We start from the raw sequence: 25,774 nt of genomic DNA, 5'->3' as shown, positions 1-25,774 counted from the left end.
TCACCGCAGGCGTCCGCGACCAGTTGCCGGCACGGAGCGCCGAGGAGCACAGCGTCGACGACGTCCCAGACCCCGGCGGATCGCGATCTCCACGGGTGAGTACGCGCCATCGGCCCGCTCCAGTTCGTACGGTGCGGCCGGCAGCAGCGGCGGCTGGGCCATGAAGCGCGGACGTACCCCGTGGTGGGGCTGTGCCGCGTGCACCAGGAACGGATGGCACAGGAAGACGTCGCCCGGGGAACCCGTGGCAAGGGCGAGCGGCCGGTGAGCGGATGCCGCTGCGAGCTCCGGCGCGAGGGCCAGGACGCTCGCGCCCTTCTCCCCGTACGGCTCCAGCACCTTCGGCACGTCCAGGTGAGAGCCGACCCGGATCCGGGTAGGAGCGTCCTCTTCCCCCACTTCGCTGAAGAGAAAGAGCATCAGCAGGGCTCGGCCGTGTGAGCGGAGATTGGTATAGGGCCACGTCTCGCCCTCCACCGCATAGCTGCCCTCGATGTGCCAGCCCGCGTCGTCGGGCTCCTCCTCGTGCGGGAAACGCAGCGGGAACGTGCCGAGCGAGTAACGGGGCTCCCAGCGCCCGGCACCGACCAGCAGGTCGTAAGCCCGGTGCATAGCAGGGGAGTTGGGCGCGGCGGCGAATGGTCCCTGGGCCATCCCGCCGACCCAGTGCACGGGCTGCTTCCACGTCTGCGGGTCGTCCGGATCGCAGCCCGTCTCCCGCCACAGCAGCCGTGCGCAGCTCGCGGCAACCCGGGGCGCGACGGCGCCCTCCAGCTTGACGAAGCCGTCGCGGAGGAAGCGGGATACCAAGGTCGTGTCGTTCATGCCTCCATCGTGCGGCGCCGCCCGACGCGGCCACCCGACACCTTCCGCACCGCTTTTGTCGGATGCGGTGTGCAGGGCCGCGTCTGATTGAATCGATGGCCGGGATCTTGGAGGCGAACGTGTTGGAGCGGCTCAATCAGGCCATGGAAGACATCGAGCGGCAGCTCGACGGCTCCATCGACGTGGGCGAGCTGGCACGGGTCGCGGCCACCTCGGAGTACCACCTGCGGCGGATGTTCTCGGCGCTGGCGGGGATGCCGCTGTCGGAGTACATCAGGCGCCGGCGGCTGACCGTCGCGGGCGCGGAGGTCCTCGCCGGTGAGCGGACGCTGCTGGAGATCGCGGTGCGGTACGGATACGGCTCGGGCGAGGCGTTCGCGCGGGCGTTCCGCGCGGTGCACGGCGTCGGTCCCGGCGAGGCGCGGCGCACCGGCGCGGCGCTCAGCTCCCAGTCACGGATGGCCTTCCGTCTCATCATCGACGGCAGTAGCAACATGCGTTACCGCCTCGTGCACAAGCCGTCGTTCCATCGGGCCCGCGCCGCAGGCGATCCAGGCGCTGTGGCGGGATGTGTTCACCGAGTGGTTCCCGTCGAACCCGTACCGCAGTCGTCCCGGGCCGGAAATGCTTCGTATGCGGATGTCGGCGGACGGCGGTGAGGCGGAGGGTGAGCTGTGGCTGCCGGTGGAACGGGAGACGGACTGAGTCCGGTCCCCCCTGGCCGTGGCGTGGGCAGCTCCGTAGCTGTAGCCGCAGCCCGGCTGGAGGCGCCACAGGCGGGCCGCGGCGCCTCCTGAATCCACGTCAGCCGTACATCGCCACGCGGAAGAGGGCCGCCAGCGCGTCGTCGATGGGGTGGGGCTGCGGCCTGCCGGAGGAGTCGAGCCTGTTCCACCTCTGCATGTTGACCGCGATCGCCATCTGCCGCCCGCCGTCGGCCCGGGTCATGGCCAGTGTTCCGCCACCCCAGACCGTACCGCCGTGGCCCCAGAAGGTGTCCTGGCCGGCGGCCTCCGTCGGGTGCAGGCCGAGGCCGTAGTCGATGGTTTTTCCCTCTTGGGAGACGATCCGGACAGTGCGCTGCATCTGCTCCAGCGAGGACGGGCTCACGATGTCCCCGGCCAGCAGTCTGCCGTAGAAGCGGTTGAGGTCCGAGACGGTCGATATCAGCGAGGCCGACGGCCCCACCCACGACATGTCGTAGACGCTGTAGTCCCGGGGTGGATCGATCATGCCGAACCACGCTTCGTAGAGCAGCGAGTGCGGCCCTTCGACGTACGGCCGGGTGGGGAACCCGGTGTCCCGGAGTCCGGCGCGCTCGATGACGTTCTCGGTGATGTACTGCTCGGCCGGGGTGCCGGTCGCTTGTTCCAGAAGTTGGACGAGGAGCAGGTAGTTGGTGTTGGAGTACACCCCCAGTGTGCCCCCTGGGGTGCCGACGGCAGGTGCGGTGACACCCATCTCGATCAGTTCGGTGGGTTCGAACCGTGTGAGCCGATGGTCGTCCAGGCTCTCGGGCCCGGTGTCGGCGAGGGCGGGGTAGGCCTTGAGGGAGGAGTACGCGTACGGGAGGTATTCGGCCAGGCCGCTGGTGTGGTTGATCAGCATCCGGACCGTGATCGCCTCACCGCGTTCTCCGGGAACCAGCTTCGGAAGGTACTGGCCGATCGGTGTGTCGAGCCCGATCCGCCCGGCCTCGGCCTGCTGGAGCACCGCGGCGGCCGTGAAGGTCTTGGTGACGCTGCCGACACGGTGGCGCATGTCGGCGGTGACCGGGCGGCCGGTGACCACATCGGCGACCCCGGCAGCGCCTCGCCAGACCTGTTCGCCGTCCCGCACCTCGGCGAACAGGCCCGGTATCCCGGCGCGGTGGACGGCTTCCATGGCCGCGTCCAGCGCCGCGCGGTCCAGGTTGTTCCTCATGTCATGCGTCCTTTCGTCTTCCGCGGGCGGGCTCCGCGTCGGTCGCCCGCCTCCGGATATCGGGGCACGAATCGGCACGCCACCTCAGCTGTCGGGCTGCTCGGCATGCTCTTGTCCTCATTATGCACGCGGTGCGTGCAACACCAAGTGCATGGGTTAGGGTGGCATCCGGAGAGAGGAGCACCATGGCAGGCCGCAGGCGTTGGTCGACCGAAGAGATCCTGGACGCGGCGGCGGAGTTGCTGCGCACGAGCGACACGGACTCGTTCAGCGTGCGCAAGCTGGCCGCGACCCTCGGGACGGATTCCTCCAGCCTCTACCGCCACTTCCGCAGCAAGACCGAACTGCTGCGCGCCGTCGCCGACCGGATCCTTCTCGCCGCCGTGGACGGCCATCGCGCCGAGGGCGACTGGAAGCAGCGCATCACCGCCCTGGCGCTGCGCGTCAGGGATGCCTTCGGCCGGCAGCCCCAGCTCGCCGCGGTCTGGGGACGTTACGCGTCGGGCGGCGCCGGTTCCCGGCTCGTCATGGAAGAGGTGCTGCAGGCGCTGCGCGCCTCGGGGCTGAGCGACGAGGAGATCCCGGTGTGCTACCACCGGATCGCGGTCCTCATCGCCGCCCTGGTCACCTCCGAGGCCGGGATGGGCGCGGTCACCCCGGAGGAGCACGAGCAGGGCATGGAGCACTTCCGTGTCGCGGTGCTGGGCGCCGACCCCGAACGCTTCCCCGCTCTGGCGCACTTCGCCCGTGACGTCCGCCCTCTCGGGGCGGACCGCCGCGCCGCCTTCGAGGAGATCCTCGCCGCCCAACTCGCCCAGATCGAGGCCGCGATCAGCCTGCGGTAGGGGTTTTCTCCCGCACCACCGGGAGTGCCGGGCCGGAAGAGATCGCCGCCGAGGGCGCCGGTGACGAGGCGCTGCTCAGGGCGGTGAGCGCCGCGCTGAGCCTTCTGGCGCGCCCGCGGCTCGCTGCGAGGGGCCGCGCTGTCCGTGTCCCGGCCGGTCGGGGATCCGGCGCCCCCGTCAGGACTGGCGGGACGCCGGCGTAGAGGGCTCGGGTTCGTCGTGAATGGTCAGTGTTCCGGCGAGGTCGAGTTCGGCGTTGGTGCCGTGGGCCCCGGCGCGGACGAGCAGCACGGCGCCGAGCGCGGTGCTCCAGAACGTCCTGGCCTCCACGTTGAGCGGTCGGCGGGCTTGCCAGCCGCGCTCGTCGATGAACCGGCTCACGAAGCGCTCGGATTGCCGGAACAGCAGCTGGAGGTGCCGGTCGATCACGGGCGCGAGTTCGGGCTTGGAGATCCCGGTCGCGAGTGCCCGGGCGACCGAGGGGAGCGAGGGCAGAGACAGCACGGCCCGGGCGATGTTACGTCGAAACGCCGCCGCGTCGGAGGCCTGGCGGCCGATGCGCTCAATGCGCCGGGTGTCGTGCAGCAGGCCGAGGAAGGCGGCGTGCACGAGCAGTGAGTCCTTGGAGCCGAAGTGGTAGGTGACCTGGTTGGGGAAGACACCGGCCGCCTTCGCGATCTCCGCGACGCTCACCTCGGCACCGGGCCGCTCCTCGCAGAGCCGGGCAGTGACCTCGATCAGCCGACGCTTCGTCGCGCGACCGCGTTCGAGCGCCCGGGCCGGCGTTGCCTGTGCTCTGGATGACTGCTTCTCCACCCCCGGATTGTATGTGATACAACAAGACCTCGCCCACTTGTATGGCATACAAGAAAGGTTGGAGCGTATGCGAGGGACTGAAGTCGTCGTGACCGGACTCGGCGCGATCACGCCGCTCGGGGGAGACGTGAGGTCCACCTGGGAGGCCCTGCTCGCCGGTGAGTCCGGCATCCGCGGCGATGCCCTGCGCGGCCACGACGACGTCGGCCTCCCCGAAGTCGTCGCCGGGACGATGGCGGTCGATCCCGCCACGTTGCTGGCGCCGGTGCGGGCCAGGCGGCTCGACCGCTCGCAGCAGGCGGCCTTCGCCGCGGCGGCCGAAGCCTGGGCCGACGCGGGCTCCCCGGAAGTGGACCCGGACCGGCTCGCGTCGGCGATCGGCACAGGCATCGGCGGCGTACAGACGCTGTTGAAGGAGGACGACGTACTGGAGGCGAACGGGACTCGGCGCGTCTCGCCCCGCACGGTCCCCATGCTCATGCCCAATGCGGCGGCGGCGCTGATCAGTATCGAATACGGTGCGCGGGCCGGGTCCTACACCCCTGTCTCGGCGTGCTCTTCCGGTGCCGAGGCGATCGCCCTGGCAGCCAGGCTCATCCGTGCGGGCGAGGCGGACGTGGTCATCGCGGGCGGAACGGAGGCCGCGATCACTCCGATCACCGTCGCGGGCTTCGTCCAGGCGCAGGCGCTGTCACGGCACACCGAGGAACCCGCTTCGGCGTCACGGCCGTTCGCCGAGGACCGCTGCGGATTTGTTCTCAGCGAAGGCGCCGCCGTCATGGTGCTCGAAAGCGCCGAGCATGCCCGTGCCCGCAACGCGCGCGTCCACGCGGTACTCGCGGGCGCCGGCATCGCCGCCGACGCGCACCACATCACGGCACCGGCCCCCGACGGCTCCGGACAGGTCTCCGCCATGCGCAAGGCTCTCGCACAAGCCGGTCTGGCTCCCGAGCGGATCAGTCACGTCAACGCCCACGCCACGGGAACCCCGGTCGGCGACGTGGCCGAGGCGAACGCGATCAGGGGGGTCCTGGGGCGCGTGGCCGTGACCGCCCCCAAGGCGTCGCTCGGCCACCTCTTCGGCGCTGCCGGCGCGATCGAAGCGCTCATCGCCGTCCTCAGCGTGGAGCACGGCGTCATACCGCCGACCCGCAACCTCACCGCGGCCGGCGTCGACCCCGACATCGATCTCGATGTCGTCGCGGAGCGACGGGACACCCCCCAAGAGGCCGTGCTCAGCAACTCGTTCGGCTTCGGAGGACAGAACGTCTCCCTCATCTTCACCAGCGCCGACACCGGCACCGACACCGGTCATACGGGGTGAGACCGGCGGACCGTGGCGTGATTGCGGCGGTCGGCTGCCGCTCTGGTCTATGTTCGGTTGTTTCGACATGATCGCCGCGCAGCGGCCGAACAGATGGAGCTGATTGTGGAACCGTCACTGCCCGCCCACGCACCCGACCGGACGGGCAGCACCATAGGTCTCTTCTGGGTCAACGGGGAAAGGGTGTATGTGGGTACGCCTCCCGCAGCGGGGGGACCGGGTGTGCTGCTCTCGCCGGTGGGAGTGCGGATCACCGGCCCCGCTCCGCATGCCTGGCGCTGGTCGGCGGTGCTGGATGTCCAGGTGACAGAAGTACCGATCCGCTCCACGCTCGTGCGATGGGCGGCCCGCGGACTGTCCGTGGCCGCCGCGGCTCTCGACGCCTGGGTGCCCGGCAGCCCGGCCGAGATGACGGTCGCCGTCACCACGACGGAAGGCGAGCGCATCGAGTCGCCGGTGTACTCCGGCGCTGCGATCGCGTACACCCAGCGAGAAGTCGATCTCTCCCTGGGGCTGCTCGCCCGCTTCACGCGCGGTGAGTCCTCGCCCGCAGAGCTGACAACCTGGTGGAATGAAGTCCGGCCCGTGGAAGTCCTGCGCTCCCGGGAGCGCGAGGCCGTGTTGGAGGGCTGGATGAGCATGGCCTGACCCCTACGCGCACGCGCTCCCGCGTACGGCTTTCTGCGGGAGTGCTGTCAGGTGCCGTCGGGGGCCGGCCCAGAGGGAGGGGCTGGTGAGCCGGGACCGGGCGCGTTCGGTGGTCCCGGCGCCGGCCCGCCCCGAGACCCGGCTCCGGCGGCGCGAGGATCATCAGCCACCCGGCATGTTTGCTTCCTGAGCATCGATCAGCTCGTCCCAGTGGTCCCGCGTCCACTCACAGGCCGCGTCCAGCGGGCCCAACAGGCCCAGGCCGAGCGGTGTCAAGGCGTACTCGACACGGCGCTCGGCACCCTCGTACTCCTTCCGTTCGACGAAACCGTCCCGTTCCAGTCTGCGGAGGGACTGCGTCAACGACTTGGCCGTGATGCCCCGCAGCGGCACTCTGAGCTCCGAGAATCGGCGCGGACCGTCCTGCAGGCACCGCAGGATGAGCGGGGCCCACTTGTCGCCCACGCGGAACGGCACCAGCGGGGACGGACAGACAGGGTCGAACATCTCCGGATCCAGCGGCCTCCGGTCGGCCTGCGGCTTTGTCATGATCCACACCGTAGGGCGGTATCCGATCGGAAACCAGCCCCCGGCCTACGCTCCGGCCCATGGAAACGCAGAGCAGCAACATCTTCCTTGGGGTGTGCAGCGGGATCGGCCGGGGGGCCGCAGCGCGGGCCGGACGGCGGGGCCACAAGGCCGTGAACCTTGTCGGCGCACCGCTGGACGACGTCGGGGTCATGGCACCGCGGCGGACACGCGCGGAGGTGGCCGCGGTATGACCGAGATGATCCACGACAACCCGACTCCTTGGATCGCCGACCACATCCGCCGCTTCGAGGAGACCGGCGGCCGCCCCCGCCCCGGGGTCGCCGACCTGCTCCTGACAACCCGTGGCCGCAAGTCCGGCCTATTGCGCCGCACGGCGCTGGCCTACGTCCGGGACGAGGACGCCTATGTCCTGACGGCGTCCAACGCGGGTGCGGACCACCACCCGGCCTGGTACCTGAACCTGTTGGCCACCCCGGAAGTCACCCTTCAGGTCGGCTCGGACGCCTTCCCGGCGACAGCGCGACCGGCCACGGCCGCGGAGTCCGCCCGTTTGTGGCCGGCGGTGATTGCCGCGATGCCTTCGTACGCGGCCTACCGCTCCGGGACGGCTCGGGAGATCCCGCTGGTCCTCGTCACCCGACGGACGCGGGGAATGTGTGTTCGCCGGGCCTCACCGCCTGATCGGGGATGGTGTGGGGCAAGCCGGGCCGGATGCGGCCCGGTCGCCCCACACCCTGCGGGGGAGAGGTCACCTGCCTGGTTTCGGCAGTGAGCAGGTGGCCTGGGCCGTCTTGGCCGGGTCGCTCTCCGAGCGGGCGGTCAGGACGATGGTGCCCTTGCGTTCGGCATCCGGCTTCGCGGTGACGGCGACGTCGACGGGAACGGACGTGGCGGCGGCCGTGGCCGTGAGGCGGGTCGGGAGCCAGGCCGACCAGCCGTGTGCCGAGGTGGTGGCGGTCAGACGGTAGATGTCGGAGGACAGGTGGGGCTGGTTGTCGGGGGCGGGCTGCCCGGTGTTGGTGAGGCGGAAGGTGCACACCGCCCGGCCCGTGGCGGGTTTGTTCTTGACGGAGCCCTTGGTGAGGGCGACCGCTCGGGCCTGCGGGCCGGCTCCGTCCAAGGACTTGATACCGATGTCGTAGGAGAGCACGCCGGTGGCGTCGCGTCGCACGTCGAGGACGTAGAAGTGCAGCCGGTTGGCCTCGTCGATGTACTCGTACGAGCTGCCGGAGTCTGCCCCGGCGTGGAAGAGCGCGTCGCTGAGCTGCCGGTAGTCACCCATCGTGATCTTCTGTGGTGTGCCGTCGGGGCGAATGAAGTCCACCAGGCCGATGTCTTCGGGGTGGGCGTCGACCACCCAGGCGAACGGCGCCCGGTCGGCGTTCTTGGTCTTGCTGAGGAGAACACCGCTGTCGGGGGTGAAGGAGTCCATGCCCATGCGGTCGACGACCTCGACGGTGTAGTTGTCGTAGCCGCCGCCGTCGCACAGCGGGTCGGTCGTCCGGTCGCAGGCCGGTGACAGGTCGCGGGCCATGGTGATGTTGAGGCCGGTCAGCCCTTTGTCTCCGGGCGGGGCGGAGCGGGCGGTGACGCGGGCGACGACGAGGCCGGAGTCCTTCAGGGCGTCGCGGTCCAGGCGCAGGACGTTCTTCTCGTCGACCATGCCGAGTTTGAGCTTGTCGCGCAGGACGTGCTGGGCACCCATGGAACCCCCGGCGGTGGCGGGTATCTGCCACCGGGTGTGCGGGCCGCCGGGTCCGTTGAACGAACCGCGCGAGAGCATGCCCCAGATGCCGGTGTAGGAACGGCTGAGCGGTGTTCCGTAGGGGTTGTTGTAGTTGTCGCCGATGCCCAGGATGTGGCTCAGTTCATGGGCGAAGGTGGCCATGCCGGAGCTCTCGGCCTGCGTGGAGGAGCCGTTCGCCGCGTTGGGCCAGATACGGGCGGCGGCCTGCCACGACGTCCACGGCACATAGCGGGTCCGCGCCGCGTTCTGCCCTGAGGCGATGGGGGAGGGAGGCCCCCACGCGGCCGGTACGTCCTGGGCGGAGGCGAACTTCATCGGCCCGAACTCCTGCCAGGCGGAGGACTCGTCCACTCCCGCGGTGAGGTAGAAGACGAAGTCGAACTCGCCGGCCCTGCCGGCGCCCACGTCGGCGACCCAGGCCCGTTTGCCGTCGGCGCGGATGTCCTTCCCGCAGGTCGCGCCCACGGGGCAGGCGTCCGGATTCATGCCGGGCTCGATACCGTACTGGTAGGACTTGCCCGGCATGCGGTAGGCGCCGAAGGCGGTCAGCCCGACGCCGAAACGGCCGCCGGAATCCTCCATCCAGTACTCGTTGATGGTGTGGCCGTGGTTGAGGGCGCCGGGCTTGTTGAGGAAGTCCTCGTAGAACTTGGGGAGCTGGGAGCGGGGGATGCCGGAGGCGCTGGGCAGCGGATTGCCGAACTTGGCGGCGCCGGCGGCTTTGGTGACCGAGAACTCCTCGTCGGCGTAGTCGAGCAGGACCAGAGCGCCTTTGAACTTGCGGGTGGTGGGACGGCGGTTGGGGTCGGCCCAGTCCGTGCCGGGGACGGAGCGGTATTCGGCCCAGGTCATGTCGTCGGGGTTGCGCCAGTGCTGAGGGTCGACCGGCCGTACCAGGGGCGAGCTCCCCGGTGCGGCATCCGGCGTCGCCCGGGCGGGCCCGGCTGCGACGGCGGCGATGATGCCGAGGAGCAGGAAGACGACACTGAGTTGGCGGGGTCTGCGTGGCCGGTGTGGCCGGCGCAGACCTCTGCGATGTGCGGACATGGCTCACCTCTTGCCTGGAGTCATCAGGTCACGGTGTGCGGGGAATGGCTGGACCGGATATGACCGGGCCATGACAATAACGGTGCGCTGTGGCGGGGTGCGGCCTCCGTGTCACGGTAGAGCCGTGGGCAGCGCGACGCCAGGGTGCCGGGCGCGGCTCCGGCCGCAGGCGCCCCCTTGTGGCCGGAACACCACTTACCGGCCAGGACGCCGGATCGTCGACTCCTGGGGATCGGGCAACCACCAGGGCCCGGCTTCTGACGAGGTGAGTGCCGTAAGCCGTGGCGCACCGCTCTTGGCCGGAACTGTGCGGTGTGGAACTGACGGGTGGTCATCGCGGCTGACCGCCAAGGGTTGGCTGCGTGGCCGGGCGCACGCCTGTGTTCCGTTCCCCGGTGTCTTTCACCTGGCTTCCCGGACGCGGTGTCACTCATATGGCTTTGGACGACAGGGTGACCTGTGGGGGAGTGGTGCGTTGAGGTGGGTGTCCTTGCTGTCCGGCAGGGGCGTGGTTGGTCTTCTTGCGCCCAGGAGTATGCACTGTGTCTTCATTCAAGAAGCTGTCCGCCGCCGTTCTGGCTGCGGGCGCGATGGTTGCTGGTGGTGCCTCTTGGGCTTTCGCCGACGCGGGCGCCCAGGGTGCGGCCCTGAAGTCGCCCGGTGTGATCTCGGGGAACACGATTCAGGTTCCCGTGCACGTGCCCGTCAACGCGTGCGGCAACACCGTCAATGTGATCGGGCTGTTCAACCCCGCCTTCGCGAACACCTGCGTCAACGACTGACCGATCCGGGTGGGAGGGCCTGTCTCAGGAGCTGAGCTCCCGTTCGGGCGTGGACGGGCCGCCATCTGCCGCGCCGGAACGGAGCTCGCGGCGGAGCGGGACCGCGCCTGCCCGCAGGTCGGCCGCCAGCAGAAGGAACCAGAGGCCGACGCACAGTAGATGCAGGCGCTGGGTGACGCCGTGGCCCCCCGGGTGGCCGAACAGGGGGCCGACGGTGGCCAGGGCGGCCGCCATCGAGAAGAGCAGGAGCCATGGGCCCCACTGCCGTATGGGGCCCTGGCTGCCCCCGTGGTGGCGTCGCGTGTCCGCGACGAACAACGCCATCGAGGCGAAGAGCGCGAAATGAACCAACCCGCTGGTCGTGGTGTGCCAGGGGTTGACCGGTTCGCAGCCGCCTCCGAGGGATGGCGCACACCGTATCGGCACCATCACATCCAGGCCTGAGAACCCACCGAACGCCCCGACCGCCACCCACCCTGCCCGGGGGAGCGTCCGCACACTGCGCGGATACATGCAGAGCGCTGCCGAGACCAGCAACGCGGCACAGCTGAGTTCGATGACGCTGAAGAGAGCGCGGTGTGGCTGGTCGGCGGCGAATGCCTCACTGACGTACGAGTTGGCGGGGTCCAGCCCGGTGGGCACCCAGAGCTCCAGGAGCCAGCCGTTGTACGCCACCGAGGCGACGGCCAGGAGGGTGAAGGCGGCCCGCCGCCGTCCAGCGGCGGGACCGGCTGCTGTGTCGGCACCAACGGCCGCAGGCCGACGGGGTCTCCCACGCGGCTGGTCGGACGGTGGCTCACACGTCATGCAAGTGCACTTCCCGCGGCCGGACGTGCCGACACGCTCATCAGCCGAATGGCCAGCTCATACAGCGGGCATGCTCGTGGACCCGAGCTGCGGACCCGTCGTCGGCCAGGACCGGTTCCGCGCGGCGCGCGGTGAGTCCGTTCCAGCGGCGGGAAGTGCCGCCCTCATGCCGCCAGGCGGGTGCCGCGGCACCAGACCGCCTCCACCAGGTACGCCACCGTTTCGCCGCCGAACAGCGAAAGGCGTTCCAGATCCAGTTCGCACAGCTCTTGGCCCGCTACGGGGCTGGCTGATCACCGAACACCCGCAGGGTCCGGTCATCACCGCGGCACCGCTCGTTCAGTCGCGGCCTGCGGCCTGTTTCCTGGACCACGCGGTGGCGTCGGGGCGGCTTCACAGCGTGTGTGACCCAGACCTTGGACTCGACGTAGATGGCCTGGTCGCGTGCGATGTCACAGCGCACCGGGACGAGGGGGCCCGGTACGTCGCTTGGATGGTGTCCTGCAGATGGTGGATGCGTTCGGCCAGGTCGGCTCAGCCGCTGACGAGGGTGATGTCCTGCTGCTGGACGGCGTGGAGGCGGGGAATCGGCAGCATGCCGCTGCTCAGTTCCATCACGGTCGCCTCGACACGGGCCTTACCCGGAACGAAGGTCTTCGGGCGGGTATCGGAGTTGACCCAGCGGTGTTCGGCGCCGTCGCAGAGCGCGGGGGCGCCACCGATGCCGTGGTGCACCCGGGGATCGGCTTGTGACAGGGACGAGGACACGAACACGATTCCTGCGGCCTGGCGGCAGCGGTAGGTACCGGAGAGGGTGACGGCCCCGTCGGGCTTGAGCGTGCCGGTGGAATCGACAGTCACCTGCTCGTCGGACACGGCCGGGATGAGGCCTGGCGGCAGGGCGACTGCGGGCAACGCGCCGAGCAGCAGTGCGGCAGCAGTGGCCGTGCCGGTGATCAACTGGCGCACAGTCATGGGGGTGCCTCCTGGGAAGAGGCTTTCATCATGCAGGGCGCACGCTCTGAGGATGATGACCGACACCACTCGGGCAGAGCGGTTCCGCCTTCCATCGGGCCGTCCACACCGCCTGCGGGCCGTCGGGCGGGGCCATTGAGGGGTGCGGGGTCGGCCGTCGGGTCACCGGGGTCGCTGTGGCTGGGCGGGCGTTCGTGCGACGAGCAGGGCGATGTCGTCGGCGTGGTCGGTGGCCATACCGGCGAGGAGTTCGTCGCAGAAGGTGTCGAGGTCTTCGCGGGCGAGGGCAGCGGCGTGCTGCCGTAGACGGGTGAGCCCGTGGGTGAGGTCCTCGCCGCGGCGTTCGATGAGCCCGTCGGTGTACATGAGCACGATCGAGCGGGCGGGGAGGGTTTCGGTGGCGTCGTGGCGCGGGAGCGTGGGATCGACGCCGAGGAGCAGGCCGCGGCCTCCCTTGAGGTAGCGGGTGTCGCCCTCATGGGTGATCAGCAGGGGCGGGGGGTGCCCGGCGCTGGAGTAGGTGATCGTCCAGCCTTGCTGAGCTTTCTGGTTGAGCAGGGCGTACAGGCAGGTGGCCGTGGCCTGCGGGTAGAGCGATTGGTGAGCCAGGTCGAGGCGGCGCAGGATGTGCCCAGGGGGTTCCTGGCGGTCGCAGCCGATCCCGCGGAGCATGTTGCGCAGCTGGCTCATGGTGATCGCGGCGCGCAGATCGTGACCCGTGACGTCGCCCATGATCATGGTGATGCTGCCGCTGGGCAGCGGGAAACTGTCGTACCAGTCGCCGCCGACTTCGGCGGTGGTTGCGGCGGGCGCGTAGCGGGCGGCCATCTGCAGCGGGCCATTTCGGGGGAGGGTGGGAAGGAGGGAGCGCTGGAGGCGTTCGGCGATGTGCTGGGTCTCGCGGTGCAGCCGGGCGTTGTCGACGCCGAGGGCGATGCGGTGGGTCAGGTCCTCCACCATGTCGAGGTCGTCGTAGGTGAGCGGGGCGCGGTCGGCGGAGCGGCCGATGGTCAGAGCGCCGAGGACTTGGCGGCGGGCACGTACGGGGGCGACGACGGCCGTATCGGTGCCGAGCTGGTCGAACAGTTCGAGCTGACGGGCATGGAGCGGGCCGGTGGCCTGGTCGGGGCTGGGGATGTCGGCTGCGGTCAGCAGCAGGGGACCGGCGCCGTTGAGCACGCGGGCGAGCGGACCGACGGGCTCTTCCGGGACGTCGGGCAGGAGGCCGGTCAGTCCGCCGACCGGCAGTATGGCGGGATCGCGGTGGACGACGCTGACCCTGCGAGGGCGCCCGTCGTCGTTGAGCAGGTCGACCGCGCACCAGTCGGCCAACTGGGGCACAAGGATGCGGCACACCCGGCGGACTGCGGCGTAGGAGTCGAGCGTGCTGGTCATGGCGGTGGTGGTCTCGGCCAGCAGCGTCAGGCGGTCCAGGGCCCGCTGGACCACCTGGTCCACCTCGAAGTCGTTCATTCCCATCCCTTCCGGCCAATCCCACGCCCAACGAGCAGGACCGGGTAGGGCTATGCCTTCCCCGTAAAGTGCCTGACACCTCCCTTCGCGGCCGGCGCTGCGACAACCGGTGGTGCGCCGTGGTGCGGCGCGGTGTCACGTGCGCTCCGGTCGTGTCACGCGGGAGGGCGACCACCGCAGATTCCGAGGGCTCTCACCGTGATGGTGCCTGGTGCTGTTGCTGAGGCCCGGTATTGCCTCTACCGGGACTCCGTAAAACCCGGCGCCCGACACCATCGGCGAGTCGCGAGTGCGCTCCCCAACCGTTCGGAGCCACCGCGATTACTGTGCCGGATGGAAGGCGGTGACGTACGGATTGAGTCCCGAGCACCCACGCGGTGGGCCACCGCGAACAGGCAAGGAGACAGTCGGCAGGACTCTGGTGACCGACCTGGACGGCACCCTGCTCGGCGGCCCGGACACCGATCGCCGCAGGCTCCTGGAAACGCTGGCCGGCCACCCGGAGATCGTGGTGGTGTTCGCCACCGGCCGCAGCGTGGCTTCCGTCGATGAGCTTCTGCGCTGCGACCCTCTCGTTCCCCCACCTCGGTGGATCATCGCCGACGTGGGCGCGAGCGTCGTGGACGGCACTGACCTGAGCCCCTTGCACGACATTCAGGACCAGCTGCGTACCGGCTGGCCCGGGCACGAACACGTACGCGCGTCGCTTCGGCCGTACCACCACCTCCTCTACCAGGAGGGGGTCGTACAGAACGGCCGGTGCTCCTACTTCCTGCACCCCGACCACCTCAGCGACGAGATCATCCGAGCGGTGCAGGCGCTGGGTTGCACCTGGCAGTACTCAGACGACCGCTACTTCGACGTGCTGCCCGCCGCGGTGAGCAAGGGCAGCGCCCTGAGGCTCCTGGCGGGCAAACTGCACTGGTCCCCGGAGCGGACCCTTGTGGCTGGGAACTCCCTCAACGATCTCTCGCTCTTCCAGGAGGACACGCTTGCCGTCCTGATGCCCGACAGTGAGCCGGCCCTTGCCCGGCATGTGGCGCCGGGGCCCCATGTTCACCGACCAGACGTACCGGGGGCGGGTGCCGTCCTCTCGGCGCTGGAGCACTTCGGATGGGTCGGGCGGCAAACCTATGGAACAGTGATCGCCTACCACCGGCCGCCGCTGGAGTGGAAAGGGGGAAGGTGGCAGCCTCCGGTCAGCCCCAACGGGATCCTGCCCACGCTGCAAACGGTCCTCCGCGACCGCACCGTCCTCCCGGACACCGTCTGGGCCACCGCTGTCGTCGACGTTGAACACCCGTGCGCAGCCGAGGACTTGGCGGACGTGACCGGACTGCCGTTGGCCGTCCTGCCCCTCACGCCAACGCGCTGGGCCGGCTACTTCCACCGAGCCTGCAAGGAAGGGCTGTGGCCGGCTCTCGTCTCCCACCCCGAGCACCTCCGCTCCGACGATCCCACAGCGTGGGCGGACTACACGCATGTCAACGCCGCCTTCGCCGAGCACATCAGTGACCACGCCGCCCAAGGCGCCACGGTCTGGCTGCACGACTACAACCTCTGGCTCGTACCGGGCATACTCCGCGCGTCTCGGCCGGACCTGCGCACCGGGCTCTTCCACCACACGCCCTTCCCCGCCGCCCCCGTCTTCGACCTTCTGCCGCGCGCTGCACAGCTCCGGCGTTCCCTGTCGTGCCTGGACTGGGCCGGATTCCACACCGACGACTTCGCCAGGAACTTCCGCGATGCACTTGCGGGCACCGACCGCATACCGCGCACCGGAGTACACCCCCTCGGTATCGACCGTCACGCCGTCGAAGCCCTGGCCCGCGCCCGCGCGCACCCAGCGCGGGACCCGGGCGAAACCGTCGTGCTGTCGGTGGAGCGTCTGGACTATGCCAAGGCACCCGTCCAGAAGGTGCAGGCCCTTGCCGCACTGCTCGCCAAGCGCCCCGCCCTGCGCGGACGGCTTCGCTTCCGCCTGGTCTGCCCGCCGCCCCAGCCGGGCATCCGTACGTACGACGCCACGCGCACCTGCTTGGAGCGTGCCATCGACGCCCTCAACAGCAGGTGGGGCGACACCACCTGGCAGCCGGTGGACTACATCCCCCGGACTCTGCCTTTCGACCAGGTGATTGACCACTACGTCCGGGCCGACGTCTTCTGGGTCACCTCCCTGGCGGACGGCATAAACCTCACGGCCAAGGAATTCATCGCCGCGAAGAGCGCCACCGGCGGCGAGGGGGTGCTGATCCTCTCGCGTTTCGCGGGTGCGGCCGACCAGCTCGGCTCCGCGGCGGTACTGACCGACCCTTCTTCCCTGCCCGATCTGGCTGCCGCTCTTGAGCGTGCCCTCGCGATGACGCCGACACAACGCCGCTCTCACATGGCCGACCTCGCCCGGCTCCTGGGGCGCGAGGACCCCACAGCCTGGGCCCAGGCCATCCTCGCGGAGATCGGCTCAGGACGAACGCGGAGCGACGCCTGAACGCTCGCCCGTCGCCCGTCGCCCGTCAGCCGGTGCGCCGCCCTCACCAAGCCGGGCCGTGCGTGACGGGATCGATGACCAGGGTGCCGCCATCGTTACGGCCCTGCCACCTTGGTCTTCCGACAGCCGCGCGGCATCCCCAGGCGGCTGTCGCGGGCCGCTCAGGTGACATCAGGCTGTGCAGGGAAGCCAGCCACGCTCAGTATCGGCCGACGAAGCTGTGGTCCGCGAAGTGTGGCGAGACGGTCCGTCTTGACGGTGGAGTTCGGGCGAGGCATAGTAAGCGTCAAGCGAGACGGAACGTATCGTCTCGATTTCGGGGAGGAGCACCATCTGTGCGTACGTCAGTCGATAGGTCAGACCGCGTCTGGTTCATCACCGGAGCCAGTCGTGGCCTCGGCCGCGCCTTCGCCGAGGCGGCGCTGGCCGCGGGGGACCGGGTTGCGGCCGCAGCACGCAGCGCCGGGCCCCTGGAGGAGTTGGCGGCCGCGCACCCCGGACAGGTGCTGCCCCTCACGCTGGACGTGACCGATCGGGAGGCCGTGTTCACCGCCGTCGCCGAGGCCGCCGCGTACTTCGGCAGGCTCGACATCGTCGTCAACAACGCGGGGACGCTGTCGATGGGGATGATCGAAGAGTTCACCGAAGCCGAGGCCCGCGCCCAGATGGACACCAACTTCTTCGGCGCGCTGTGGGTGAGCCAGGCGGTGCTGCCCACCTTGCGCGGGCAGGGCTCGGGGCACATCGTCCAGGTCTCCAGCATCGGCTCGCTGGCCGGTTTCCCCAGCACGGGGCTCTACGCCGCCAGCAAGTTCGCACTGGAGGGGATGAGCGAAGCGCTCGCCATGGAAGGGGCAGGTTTTGGTGTGAAGGTGAGCATCGTGCAGCCGGGCGGTTACTGGACCGGTCTCTACAGCGCTATGCACACCACGGACAGCAAGGAGGAGTACGGCCCACTGCGCGCGGAACTGGAGAAGCAGTTCGCCGAGGGGTCCATCGACAGTGACCCGAAACTGGCGGCCGAAGCGTTGCTCAAGCTCGTCGACAGTGACGAGCCGCCGTTGCGGCTGCTGCTGGGAAGCATGGTCTACGACCTCGCCTTCGACATCTCACGCAGGCGCATGGACACCTGGGCAGCATGGGAAGACGTCAGCCGGGCGGCCGAACATGCGATACCCGCGGGCGGTGACGCGGGTCGGTGATCTCGCGCTGGGGCGAGCGCTGCGTTCCCTCCCACTGCCCATGGACCTGCCGTTCGCCGAATGATGGCACACAGCCCTCGGGTACCGGTCGGCCGGTGACGAAAGAGGCGACCAGGGAAGCGACGGTAGCGGGACACTCCATCAGCATCATGTGATCGCAGTCAGGAACCGTCATGAACCGGCTGTCGTCAATGGTTGACGCGAAGGCCTGTTGCCAGGGCGGGGCGTTGACGGTGTCGTGTTCGCCGGCGAACACCAAAGTGGGGACACCCGTCAGGCCGCCGGTGAGGGCGGTGCGGGAGCCGAAGACACGGTCGAGGAGCGCCTGGGCCTGCTGGCGGTGGGCGATTTTCAGCAGCGTCCGCCGGAAGTAGCGCAGGGCCAGTTCGCGGCGATGCACGTACCGGGTCTCGTCCAGACAGAACATCTCCGCGGCGATCTGGTCGACGAACCCCTCGGTGTCGCCGGCCGTCAGTAGTCTGCTGGCTTCTTTGTACCGCGCGAGCTGGTCATCGGTGATGTGGGCGAGGACGCCTCCGAGCAGGAGGCGGGCGCAGCGCTCGGGATGACGCTGGGCGTAGCGGAAGGTGAGGACGGAACCGTAGGAGTAGCCGAAGAGGTTGATGCGTGGTGCGTTCAGGTCCTCGATGACAGCGGCGAGTGCCGCGTCGAGGGTGTCGATGGTGTGCTCGGGTCGCGGCCAGTCCGAGGTGCCCGCGCCGGGCAGGTCGACGGTGACCAGACTCGCGGCATCGGTGAGCGCGTCCTCCAGCTGGGGCCAGTCGTACAGGGACTGGAACGCGCCGCCCAGCACGAGGAGGGGCTCGGCCCGTGGCGCGGCCGCCTGCAACAGCCGGTAGGTGTACGACAGTCCGTCCACGGTCAGGGTGCGGACAGATTCCCGGAGCATGGTTCCCCCCATGTCAGGCCCGGGTGAGGACGAGTACGGCATTGTGTCCGCCGAAGCCGAGTGACGATGTGACCGCCGCTTCCAGCCGTGCGGGGCGGGCGGTCCCGGCCACCACTTCGACCGGCACGCCCGGGTCCTGCACGTCCAGGTTCACCGTCGGGGGCACCAGCTGATCCTCAAGGGCGAGGGCGGTCAGAGCGGCCTCGATGCCGCCGGCGGCGCCCAGGGCGTGGCCGGTCATGGCTTTGGTGGAGGTGACCAGCGGACGGTCGCCGAAGACGCGGTACAGAGCGGCGCTTTCGACGAGGTCGTTCATGACGGTCGAGGTGCCGTGGGCGTTGACATGGCCAATGTCTTGGGCAGCGGTGCCGGCGTCGGCCAGCGCGGCGCGCAGCGCGGCCTCGATGCCTTGGCCCTTCTCGTCAGGAGCGACCGGAGACCGGGCGTCGTTGGACGACCCGTATCCGGCCAGGCACGCTCGGATGGTGGCGCCTCGGGCCTGGGCATGGTCCAGGCGTTCCAGCACCAGCAGCCCCGCCCCTTCGCCGACGACGAAGCCGTCCCGGTCGACGTCGAACGGCCGGCAGGCGGCGGCCGGAGCATGCACGCGGGTGGACAGTGCCCTCATCTGACAGGTACTCGCGAACATCAGCCGGGATCGCAGAGCCTCGGCCCCACCGGCGACAGCGATGTCGCACCGCCCTGCACGCAGCCAGTCCAGAGCGGTGCCGATCGCATCGGTGCCGGAAGCGCAGGCCGTACTCACCGCCATACTCGGCCCACGTGCGCCGAGGATGCGGCAGATGCTGCCGGCGGCGTTGTTGTTCACGCTCAATGGTGCGACCTTCGGCGCGACCCTGCGGGCACCGCGTTCCGCCAGGACGGTCTGCTGTTCGTCGTAGTAATGCAGCCCGCCATGGGCCGTGCCGACGACGACGCCGACGCGCGCGCCGTCCCAGGTGTCGGGGTCGAGGTTGGCGTCGGCCACGGCTTCGCGGGCCGCGATCGCCGCAAACTGGGCGAAGCGGTCCATGAGCAAGGTTTCCCGTCCGAGTTCCGTCTCGATGTCGAGCCCCTCGACCGTGTACATGAAGTCACAGGGCAACCCCTGCAGCACTTCCAGGCTGCGCACTCCTCTGGGGCTCCCGGCAGAAGTGACCTCGCTCCAGGTCCTCTTGGCGTTGTGACCCGCCGCAGTCACCAGGCCGATCCCTGTCACCGCCACCGCGCCGCCTGTCGTGCCCGCAGCCGTCACGCCATCACTACCTTCTCGCACACGGCGTCCACCAGCCGCCCGACCGTGCTGCGGGATGTCAGGTTCACATCCTCCAGATCGATCTGCAGCTCGTCCTCGAGGACCAGACGCAGCTCCTCCAGCGCCAGGGAGTCGATGTGCAGCCGGTGCAGCGGCACTTCGGCCGACACGGACTCCGGCGACAGCCGGAACATCCTTGTCAGCAAGGCGGTTACGTGGTCGGCGGTATCAATCAACTGCTGCTCCCTGCTTGTTCGGCGCGAGCCGAAGGCTTCTCATAGGGCAACGTCCGCCTGCCCGCAAGGTGGCGCGCGCGCGGCAGGGAGAACCCATTCGGAGTAATGACCGACAAGCATTGACACCGGCCGCCCCCGGTCGGAGGGCGGCCGTCAGCACAGCTCCCGCTCGGCACCGGTCACCGGACACCGGCGGGGCCGGGCCCCTTCGGTGGCCAACGCGACCGTCGCGAAAGGGCTTTGACGGGGCAGGGCCGATGGTTTGCGTGATGGGTCACGGCCTGCACTGATGTCATTCCGAGGCTTGAGCGACTCGCGTAAAGGCGTTCTCGACCTGGTCCGTCACTCTTCGAAGGGCGCGGCAAACAGCAGATCCTCCACGGTCGGTACCCGGAAGTCCGCCAGGTGACGGCGACCGACCTCGGCGAAGGGGTGCATGAGTACCGACATCGGCTTGGTCCGGCACAGCGAGAGGATGCTGTCGAGCGCGTTCTGTTTGAACCCGGCCCTGGGGAAGGCGGCAAGAATTTCGGTGAGGGCGTCAGACGGGATCCGCTGGAGGCCGTTCCCCGTGAAGTCGAGCCCCGAACCGACTGCCACAATCCCGATCTCCGGCCTCTTCCGGTTTGCGATCCCTGTGTTGGTGTGCAGGGCGATGGCATCCCAGACGACTTCCACCCGCCCGACCGCCATCCCCTGTTCCCGCAGGAACGTCCGGGCGGCGTCGGCGCCGTCGACCTCGAAGCGCTCGTTGGGGGTCTGATAGGCCTTCACCAGCCCGAGATCGTGCAGGACCGCTGCTACGAAGGCGAGTTCACGGTCGTAGCGGATGCCGCGCCGGTCGAACTGCAGCGAGCCGTAGAGGTATGTCCGCACGACATGGTTGAAGAGGGGCTCGGAGGAGACCCTTCGTGCGAATGCCGTGGCGGCCCGGGCCAGTTCACTGTCCGGGATGCGCACCCCGGCCACGACAGTCGGCAGGGTGGTGCCACCAGGACTCGAGGAGGTGTCCCGCGTCCGCGCGCCCACGGCGGCGGCAGGCGGACTCGACAGCGCGGCGGCGGCGAGTGCGGAGGCTGCGCCGACGGCGGCAATACCGGCACCACGCTCCAGCGCCCTGCGCCGAGTGATGGTGTTCGCCTCATCGACCTTTTCAGACACGGGGTCCGCCCTTCTGCCGGGGTTGGGTGCCAGAAGCGTAGGAACGGTGCTGCCCTTCCCGGCAGTAGCTCGATTGCCGAGAACCTACGGGTTCCTGCCAGGGCCGGGGTCTTCGCGGCAGGCGGTGGGCGGCCGCGCTCGCCCGCCTGCCCGCCGCCCGGAAGGACCGGGGTCCGCTGCTCGCCCGATGGAGAGCGCGGCCCGTCTGCTGGACCGTCTCCCTGCATGATCACCCTCTCGGCCGCCGGGCAGGGTGCCCCTCGACGCACGCGCCGTCCCTCCAGGGCTCACGGTCGTCGGATGAGGGCAATCGTCCCTCTCCATCGCCTTGGCCCGAATTGGCCGCTATGGAGAGGTGAGGGTGCGAGGAGCGTGGGAACTTGGATCACATGAGCGTCGGCCGCGTCCGCATGGACGGTCCGGCGCCCGGCCCGGGGACGGGCCGGTGTGAACGAGTCCTTCAGGGGGCTCCGCGATGACCGTGAACGAATGAAGGCAGGACAGATGAGCGAGAGCACCCCGTCCCAGGCGGAGGGCGAGCGTGACGCGACCGGTGAGGAAGGAAACGGTCCGGCCCGGGACGAGCAGGCCGAGCCGCCCCGCACCACTCCGTCACAGGCCGAGGGGGACGACGACCAGTCCGCGGAGGGCACGGATGACACGGACGGCTGAGCCGGGCCGGGCCGACACGGCGAGTACAGCCCGGCCGCTCCACCAGCCGTCCGGATGACACCCCGTACGCCTGCGCAGCGATACGCAGCCGATACCCATCCAAGCCGAACGCGCGCGTTCGGGCCGAAGGAGTCGACGCAGTGACCGATGTATCGATCAAGGGTCCCGCCCCGGACGACGACCGGGAAACGCTCACCAACCGGCAGGGCCATCCCGTCTACGACAACCAGAACCAGCGCACCATCGGCGCCCGTGGGCCCGCGACGCTGGAGAACTACCAGTTCCTCGAGAAGATCAGCCACTTCGACCGCGAGCGCATCCCCGAGCGTGTCGTCCACGCCCGCGGAGTGACCGCGTACGGCTACTTCGAGGCGTACGGCACCTTCGGCGACGAACCCATCGCCCGTTTCACCCGCGCCAAGCTCTTCCAGGAGCGGGGCAAGCGCACCGACGTCGCCGTGCGTTTCTCCACCGTCATCGGCGGCCGCGACTCCTCCGAGGCCGCCCGCGACCCCCGCGGTTTCGCGGTGAAGTTCTACACCGAGGACGGCAACTGGGATCTGGTCGGCAACAACCTGGGTGTCTTCTTCATCCGCGACGCGATCAAGTTCCCCGACGTCATCCACGCGCTCAAGCCCGACCCCGTGACGTTCGAACAGCAGCCGCGGCGCATCTTCGACTTCATGTCGCAGACACCCGAGTCCATGCACATGCTGGTCAACCTCTTCAGCCCGCGCGGCATCCCCGCCGACTACCGCCACATGCAGGGCTTCGGCGTCAACACCTACAGGTGGGTCAACGAACAGGGCGAGTCCCTGCTGGTCAAGTACCACTGGATGCCCCGGCAGGGCGTACGCAGTATGACCGAGGAGGACGCGGCCAACGTCCAGGCCGACGGCCTCGGGCACGCCACCAAGGATCTGTACGAGGCGGTCGCGCGCGGGGACCACCCCGAGTGGGAACTGCTCGTGCAGGTCATGGAGGACCACGACCACCCCGAGCTGGACTTCGATCCGCTGGACGACACCAAGACCTGGCCCGAACAGGACTTTCCGCCCAAGCCGGTGGGCCGGATGGTGCTGGACCGGATGCCTACGGACTTCTTCGCCGAGAACGAGCAGATCTCCTTCGGCACCGGCGTCCTCGTCGACGGCCTCGACTTCTCCGACGACAAGATGCTGGTAGGCCGCACCTTCTCCTACAGCGACACCCAGCGCTACCGCGTCGGCCCCAATTATCTGCAGCTCCCGGTCAACCAGGCCAAGAACGCGAACGTCCGCACCAACCAGCGTGACGGTCAGATGGCCTACCACGTCGACCGAGGCGGCGAGAACCCCCTCGTCAACTACGAGCCGTCGATCACCGGCGGTCTGCGCGAGGCCCAGTACCCCACCCATGACGAGACGGGCCCGGAGATCCGGGGCCGGCTGACGCGCAAGCGCATCCCGCGCACCAACGACTACCTTCAGGCCGGGCAGCGCTACCTCCTGATGGAGCAGTGGGAGCGCGAGGACCTCGTACGGAATCTGACCGGCATGCTGTCCCAGTGCGACCGGCCGGTCCAGGAGCGGATGGTCTGGCACTTCCTGCTCGTCGAGAACGAACTCGGTCTCAAGATCGGCGAGGGACTCGGCATCGGACCACGGGATGTCGCCCACCTTCAGCCGCTGGCGGGCCAGGACCTGACCGATGAGGACCGCAAACGCCTGGCGAACCTGGGCGAGAACCCGCCGCGCGACGTCGAGGGCCTGACCATGACCCACTGCGTCCCCGACGAGCGGCACGTCGTCACGCGCTGAGAACCGGTTCCGAGCACGAGAGGAATGCGGCGATGGCGTCGGTAGCGGGAACCGGTGACGCGGACCATGGCTCCGCGTAGGAGCTATACGGTGGCGGCCTCCGGGCAGTGGGTGGACGAGGAGGAGGGGCGCCGACGCCTACCGGCAGGTGAGGTGCATGCCTGGGAGCCGGGCCGCAACGAGACCGTATGCGGGCTCTCCCTCAGCCGGTCCCGGCTCACCCGCTTCCCACACGTCACGTGGGCGGACGCCATCCCCGAGTCCGGCGGCGCGGCGGACCGCGTACAGCGGCTCTGTCCGAGGTGCGCTTCCGTCGCCGGGCGCGGGCGGGCGGGAGCCCGGCCGCCTTGGCGGCGCACGAACCCCCGCCCGTGACCGCAGGTCGCGATATCTCAGGTGCGCGGGGCCGGTGGGGTGTCGTACCGTGGACGGGTTCCCGCGCCCGACACATCGGCGCCAGTGTTCGGAATCCCTTTCCGCGATCTTGAGGTGAACTTGTATCCCCAGGCCATGTAGCCGTCCGCGTTTCCCCGCGTTCTGAGTTCTTCGAACGTGTCCGGGGGCGGACGTCGCGCCGGCCTGAGTTGCGTCACCCACCCCCGCGTTTCCCTGCCATTTTCCGGGTGCGGCTCTGCCGACTGCCCCGGGATGCGTGTTCATCGACCCCAGCGCGGCTGACGGCGAGCTCCCCGGTTCCTCGAACTTCCCTGAACCAGGAGCCCCACCGTGGTTTCCCCCGTGCTCGACAACGAGCCCAAGCGCCCGGCCGATCCCTCGGCCGATGCCCCATCGGGTCGGTCGTCAGCGATGCCCCGGACCGCCCGGATCGCCCTCGTGGTCGTTCTGGTCGCCGAGCTCATGGACATCCTCGATCAGTCGGTCGTCCTCACGGCCCTGCCCGCCATCCAGGAGTCGACCGGCGCCGGACCGGCCGCGGTGCAGTGGCTGACCGCCGGATACTCGCTGGCCGTCGCCGTCGGACTGATCATCGGCGGACGGCTCGGTGACATCCATGGCCGGCGCAAGATGCTCCTCCTCGGTACCACCGTGTTCACCCTCGCCTCGCTGCTGTGCGGCCTCGCCACCGGCCCCGGTGTGCTGATCGCCGCCCGCGTACTCCAGGGGGCCGGCGTCGCCGTCATGATCCCGCAGGTCCTGGCCACCCTCCACGTCACCTTCGACGGTGAGAACCGCAGCCGGGCCTTCGGTCTGTACGGGGCCGTCCTGTCGCTGGCCTCCGTACTGGGACCGGTTCTGGGCGGCGTGCTCACCGAGCTGGACCTGTTCGGACTGTCCTGGCGGCCGATCTTCCTGATCAACGTGCCCGTCGGCCTCACCGTGATCATCCTCGGACGGAGGTTCGTCTCCGAGTCGACCGCAGACGATGCCGGCCGCGTGGACCTCGCAGGGATGCTGCTGTCCGCACTGGCCGTGTTCCTGATCATCTTCCCGCTGACCGAGGGCCATGCCCACCACTGGCCGCTGTGGTGCTTCGCCATGCTCGCCGGGGGGCTGCTCGTACTCGGAGTCTTTCTGAGCCATCAGCGTCGCAGGAAGGATGACGCACCGCTCGTGGTGCTGTCCCTCTTCCGGGACAAGCAGTTCTCCGGGGGCCTCTCCGCGCAGCTGGTGCTCGGCCTGGTGTGCGGCCTGTTCTTCACGACCTGGACGTTGTACTTGCAGCGCGGCCTGACCATGAGCGCCCTCCAGGCAGCCGCGGCCTTCGTCCTGCTCGCTCTCGGCGAGCTGGCCGGTGCGATGGTCGCGATGAAGAGCGCCGGCCGGTTCGGGCGGCGTCTGCCCCAGGCCGGAGTCCTGATCGCGGTGGCCTCGATGGCCGCATACGGGCTCCAGGTCAGCAGCCGACAGGCCGATCCGACCCTTCTGGTGATGACGGCCCCTGTCATGCTGCTCGGCTTCGGCCTGGGCATGGTCGGCGGGCCCATCGCCGACATGGCGCTCGCCCGCGTCCCCGATGAGACAGCCGGTTCCGCCTCAGGCCTGTTCAACACCGCCATCCATCTGGGCATAGCCCTCGGCACCGCGTTGACCGCTCTCGTGTTCTTCTCCGTCACCGGTGACTCACACGACAGCGCCGTCAACCGGGAGGCGTTCGCCGGAGTGTTCTGGTGGGTCTGCGGTGCCTTCGCGGTGATGGGAGCGCTGATGTTCTGCCTGCCCAAGCGGGCGGACGGCCAGGCCGACTGAGCCGCCCCGGCCCCCGGCCCCCGGCCCCGCGCCCACGCTTCCGCAACCCGCAACACCGCCGGGGGACGGAAGCCTCGGA

The 25,774-nt window shown here is 69.5% G+C and carries 23 protein-coding genes and 1 pseudogene; 12 read left to right on the top strand and 12 right to left on the bottom strand.

Features of this window, described 5'->3' with window-relative positions:
* On the bottom strand, positions 1-825 hold the full coding sequence (locus tag ACZ4MU_RS19100) for a phytanoyl-CoA dioxygenase family protein (RefSeq protein ID WP_467877679.1): 825 nt from the start codon (positions 823-825) through the stop codon (positions 1-3).
* Positions 826-944: 119 nt separating this feature from the next.
* Here ACZ4MU_RS19100 and ACZ4MU_RS19095 point away from each other — a divergent pair.
* Positions 945-1,530, top strand: a pseudogene (locus ACZ4MU_RS19095) (AraC family transcriptional regulator).
* A gap of 99 nt (positions 1,531-1,629) precedes the next feature.
* On the opposite strand, the gene ACZ4MU_RS19090 reads toward ACZ4MU_RS19095, so the two are convergent.
* Positions 1,630-2,748: a serine hydrolase domain-containing protein gene (locus tag ACZ4MU_RS19090; protein WP_467877676.1), complete on the bottom strand. Its 1,119-nt coding sequence runs from the start codon at positions 2,746-2,748 to the stop codon at positions 1,630-1,632.
* 185 nt (positions 2,749-2,933) lie between these two features.
* Between ACZ4MU_RS19090 and ACZ4MU_RS19085 the strand changes: the two genes are divergently transcribed.
* Positions 2,934-3,593, top strand: coding sequence for a TetR/AcrR family transcriptional regulator (locus ACZ4MU_RS19085; RefSeq protein WP_467877674.1), 660 nt, complete (start codon positions 2,934-2,936; stop codon positions 3,591-3,593).
* 177 nt (positions 3,594-3,770) lie between these two features.
* Here the strand turns inward: ACZ4MU_RS19085 and ACZ4MU_RS19080 are convergent, their stop codons facing one another.
* Positions 3,771-4,409 carry a TetR/AcrR family transcriptional regulator gene (locus ACZ4MU_RS19080; RefSeq protein WP_467877672.1) on the bottom strand — a complete coding sequence of 213 codons (639 nt, stop codon included), beginning with the start codon at positions 4,407-4,409 and terminating at the stop codon, positions 3,771-3,773.
* A gap of 67 nt (positions 4,410-4,476) precedes the next feature.
* On the opposite strand from ACZ4MU_RS19080, the gene ACZ4MU_RS19075 reads away from it, so the two are divergent.
* Positions 4,477-5,733, top strand: a complete 1,257-nt coding sequence (locus ACZ4MU_RS19075) for a beta-ketoacyl-[acyl-carrier-protein] synthase family protein (protein WP_467877669.1) — start codon at positions 4,477-4,479, stop codon at positions 5,731-5,733.
* 222 nt (positions 5,734-5,955) lie between these two features.
* Complete coding sequence (locus ACZ4MU_RS19070; protein WP_467877667.1) at positions 5,956-6,381, top strand: hypothetical protein; 426 nt, start codon at positions 5,956-5,958, stop codon at positions 6,379-6,381.
* 162 nt (positions 6,382-6,543) lie between these two features.
* Here ACZ4MU_RS19070 and ACZ4MU_RS19065 read toward each other — a convergent pair whose 3' ends face one another.
* On the bottom strand, positions 6,544-6,930 hold the full coding sequence (locus ACZ4MU_RS19065; RefSeq protein WP_467877664.1) for a winged helix-turn-helix transcriptional regulator: 387 nt from the start codon (positions 6,928-6,930) through the stop codon (positions 6,544-6,546).
* A 229-nt stretch (positions 6,931-7,159) separates the two neighbouring features.
* Here ACZ4MU_RS19065 and ACZ4MU_RS19060 point away from each other — a divergent pair, with 229 nt between their 5' ends.
* Positions 7,160-7,705, top strand: a complete 546-nt coding sequence (locus ACZ4MU_RS19060; protein WP_467877661.1) for a nitroreductase/quinone reductase family protein — start codon at positions 7,160-7,162, stop codon at positions 7,703-7,705.
* Here the strand turns inward: ACZ4MU_RS19060 and ACZ4MU_RS19055 are convergent.
* Entirely contained in the window at positions 7,682-9,727 is a 2,046-nt protein-coding gene (locus ACZ4MU_RS19055; protein WP_467877659.1) for a M6 family metalloprotease domain-containing protein, read from the bottom strand. The two genes, ACZ4MU_RS19060 and ACZ4MU_RS19055, sit on opposite strands and share 24 nt — an antisense overlap.
* Positions 9,728-10,317: 590 nt before the next feature.
* Between ACZ4MU_RS19055 and ACZ4MU_RS19050 the strand changes: the two genes are divergently transcribed.
* Positions 10,318-10,509 (top strand): chaplin, encoded by a 192-nt coding sequence (locus tag ACZ4MU_RS19050; RefSeq protein ID WP_467877972.1) that lies wholly within the window; start codon positions 10,318-10,320, stop codon positions 10,507-10,509.
* A gap of 24 nt (positions 10,510-10,533) precedes the next feature.
* On the opposite strand, the gene ACZ4MU_RS19045 is transcribed toward ACZ4MU_RS19050, so the two are convergent.
* The 3 genes from ACZ4MU_RS19045 to ACZ4MU_RS19035 form a co-directional block, all read right to left on the bottom strand.
* Positions 10,534-11,184 (bottom strand): DUF998 domain-containing protein, encoded by a 651-nt coding sequence (locus ACZ4MU_RS19045; RefSeq protein ID WP_467877656.1) that lies wholly within the window; start codon positions 11,182-11,184, stop codon positions 10,534-10,536.
* Between the two features lie 666 nt (positions 11,185-11,850).
* On the bottom strand, positions 11,851-12,291 hold the full coding sequence (locus ACZ4MU_RS19040; RefSeq protein ID WP_467877653.1) for a DUF6299 family protein: 441 nt from the start codon (positions 12,289-12,291) through the stop codon (positions 11,851-11,853).
* A gap of 162 nt (positions 12,292-12,453) precedes the next feature.
* Complete coding sequence (locus ACZ4MU_RS19035; RefSeq protein ID WP_467877650.1) at positions 12,454-13,764, bottom strand: PP2C family protein-serine/threonine phosphatase; 1,311 nt, start codon at positions 13,762-13,764, stop codon at positions 12,454-12,456.
* A 421-nt stretch (positions 13,765-14,185) separates the two neighbouring features.
* Between ACZ4MU_RS19035 and ACZ4MU_RS19030 the strand changes: the two genes are divergently transcribed.
* On the top strand, positions 14,186-16,252 hold the full coding sequence (locus ACZ4MU_RS19030; RefSeq protein ID WP_467877648.1) for a trehalose-6-phosphate synthase: 2,067 nt from the start codon (positions 14,186-14,188) through the stop codon (positions 16,250-16,252).
* A 335-nt stretch (positions 16,253-16,587) separates the two neighbouring features.
* Positions 16,588-17,454 carry an SDR family NAD(P)-dependent oxidoreductase gene (locus ACZ4MU_RS19025; RefSeq protein WP_467877645.1) on the top strand — a complete coding sequence of 289 codons (867 nt, stop codon included), beginning with the start codon at positions 16,588-16,590 and terminating at the stop codon, positions 17,452-17,454.
* On the opposite strand, the gene ACZ4MU_RS19020 is transcribed toward ACZ4MU_RS19025, so the two are convergent.
* The 4 genes from ACZ4MU_RS19020 to ACZ4MU_RS19005 all read right to left on the bottom strand — a co-directional run bounded on the left by ACZ4MU_RS19020 (position 17,402) and on the right by ACZ4MU_RS19005 (position 21,016).
* Positions 17,402-18,364, bottom strand: coding sequence for an alpha/beta fold hydrolase (locus ACZ4MU_RS19020; RefSeq protein ID WP_467877642.1), 963 nt, complete (start codon positions 18,362-18,364; stop codon positions 17,402-17,404). The genes ACZ4MU_RS19025 and ACZ4MU_RS19020 overlap by 53 nt on opposite strands.
* 13 nt (positions 18,365-18,377) lie before the next feature.
* Positions 18,378-19,619 carry a beta-ketoacyl-[acyl-carrier-protein] synthase family protein gene (locus ACZ4MU_RS19015; protein ID WP_467877639.1) on the bottom strand — a complete coding sequence of 414 codons (1,242 nt, stop codon included), beginning with the start codon at positions 19,617-19,619 and terminating at the stop codon, positions 18,378-18,380.
* Positions 19,616-19,813 carry an acyl carrier protein gene (locus ACZ4MU_RS19010; RefSeq protein ID WP_467877969.1) on the bottom strand — a complete coding sequence of 66 codons (198 nt, stop codon included), beginning with the start codon at positions 19,811-19,813 and terminating at the stop codon, positions 19,616-19,618. The genes ACZ4MU_RS19015 and ACZ4MU_RS19010 overlap by 4 nt, the downstream gene beginning before the upstream one ends.
* Before the next feature lie 384 nt (positions 19,814-20,197).
* Entirely contained in the window at positions 20,198-21,016 is an 819-nt protein-coding gene (locus tag ACZ4MU_RS19005; protein ID WP_467877636.1) for an HD domain-containing protein, read from the bottom strand.
* Positions 21,017-21,520: 504 nt separating this feature from the next.
* Here ACZ4MU_RS19005 and ACZ4MU_RS19000 point away from each other — a divergent pair.
* The 4 genes from ACZ4MU_RS19000 (at position 21,521) to ACZ4MU_RS18985 (ending at position 25,695) form a co-directional block, all read left to right on the top strand.
* Complete coding sequence (locus ACZ4MU_RS19000) at positions 21,521-21,688, top strand: hypothetical protein (RefSeq protein WP_467877634.1); 168 nt, start codon at positions 21,521-21,523, stop codon at positions 21,686-21,688.
* Between the two features lie 140 nt (positions 21,689-21,828).
* Complete coding sequence (locus ACZ4MU_RS18995) at positions 21,829-23,487, top strand: catalase (protein ID WP_467877631.1); 1,659 nt, start codon at positions 21,829-21,831, stop codon at positions 23,485-23,487.
* A 66-nt stretch (positions 23,488-23,553) separates the two neighbouring features.
* Positions 23,554-23,862 carry a hypothetical protein gene (locus tag ACZ4MU_RS18990; protein ID WP_467877628.1) on the top strand — a complete coding sequence of 103 codons (309 nt, stop codon included), beginning with the start codon at positions 23,554-23,556 and terminating at the stop codon, positions 23,860-23,862.
* Between the two features lie 351 nt (positions 23,863-24,213).
* Positions 24,214-25,695: an MFS transporter gene (locus ACZ4MU_RS18985; RefSeq protein WP_467877626.1), complete on the top strand. Its 1,482-nt coding sequence runs from the start codon at positions 24,214-24,216 to the stop codon at positions 25,693-25,695.
* Positions 25,696-25,774 lie beyond the last annotated feature (79 nt).

This window comes from Streptomyces sp. NPDC026377 (genome assembly GCF_055567715.1).
Note: the sequence above shows the minus strand (reverse complement) of the source record. Positions and strands in the feature narration are given on the sequence as shown.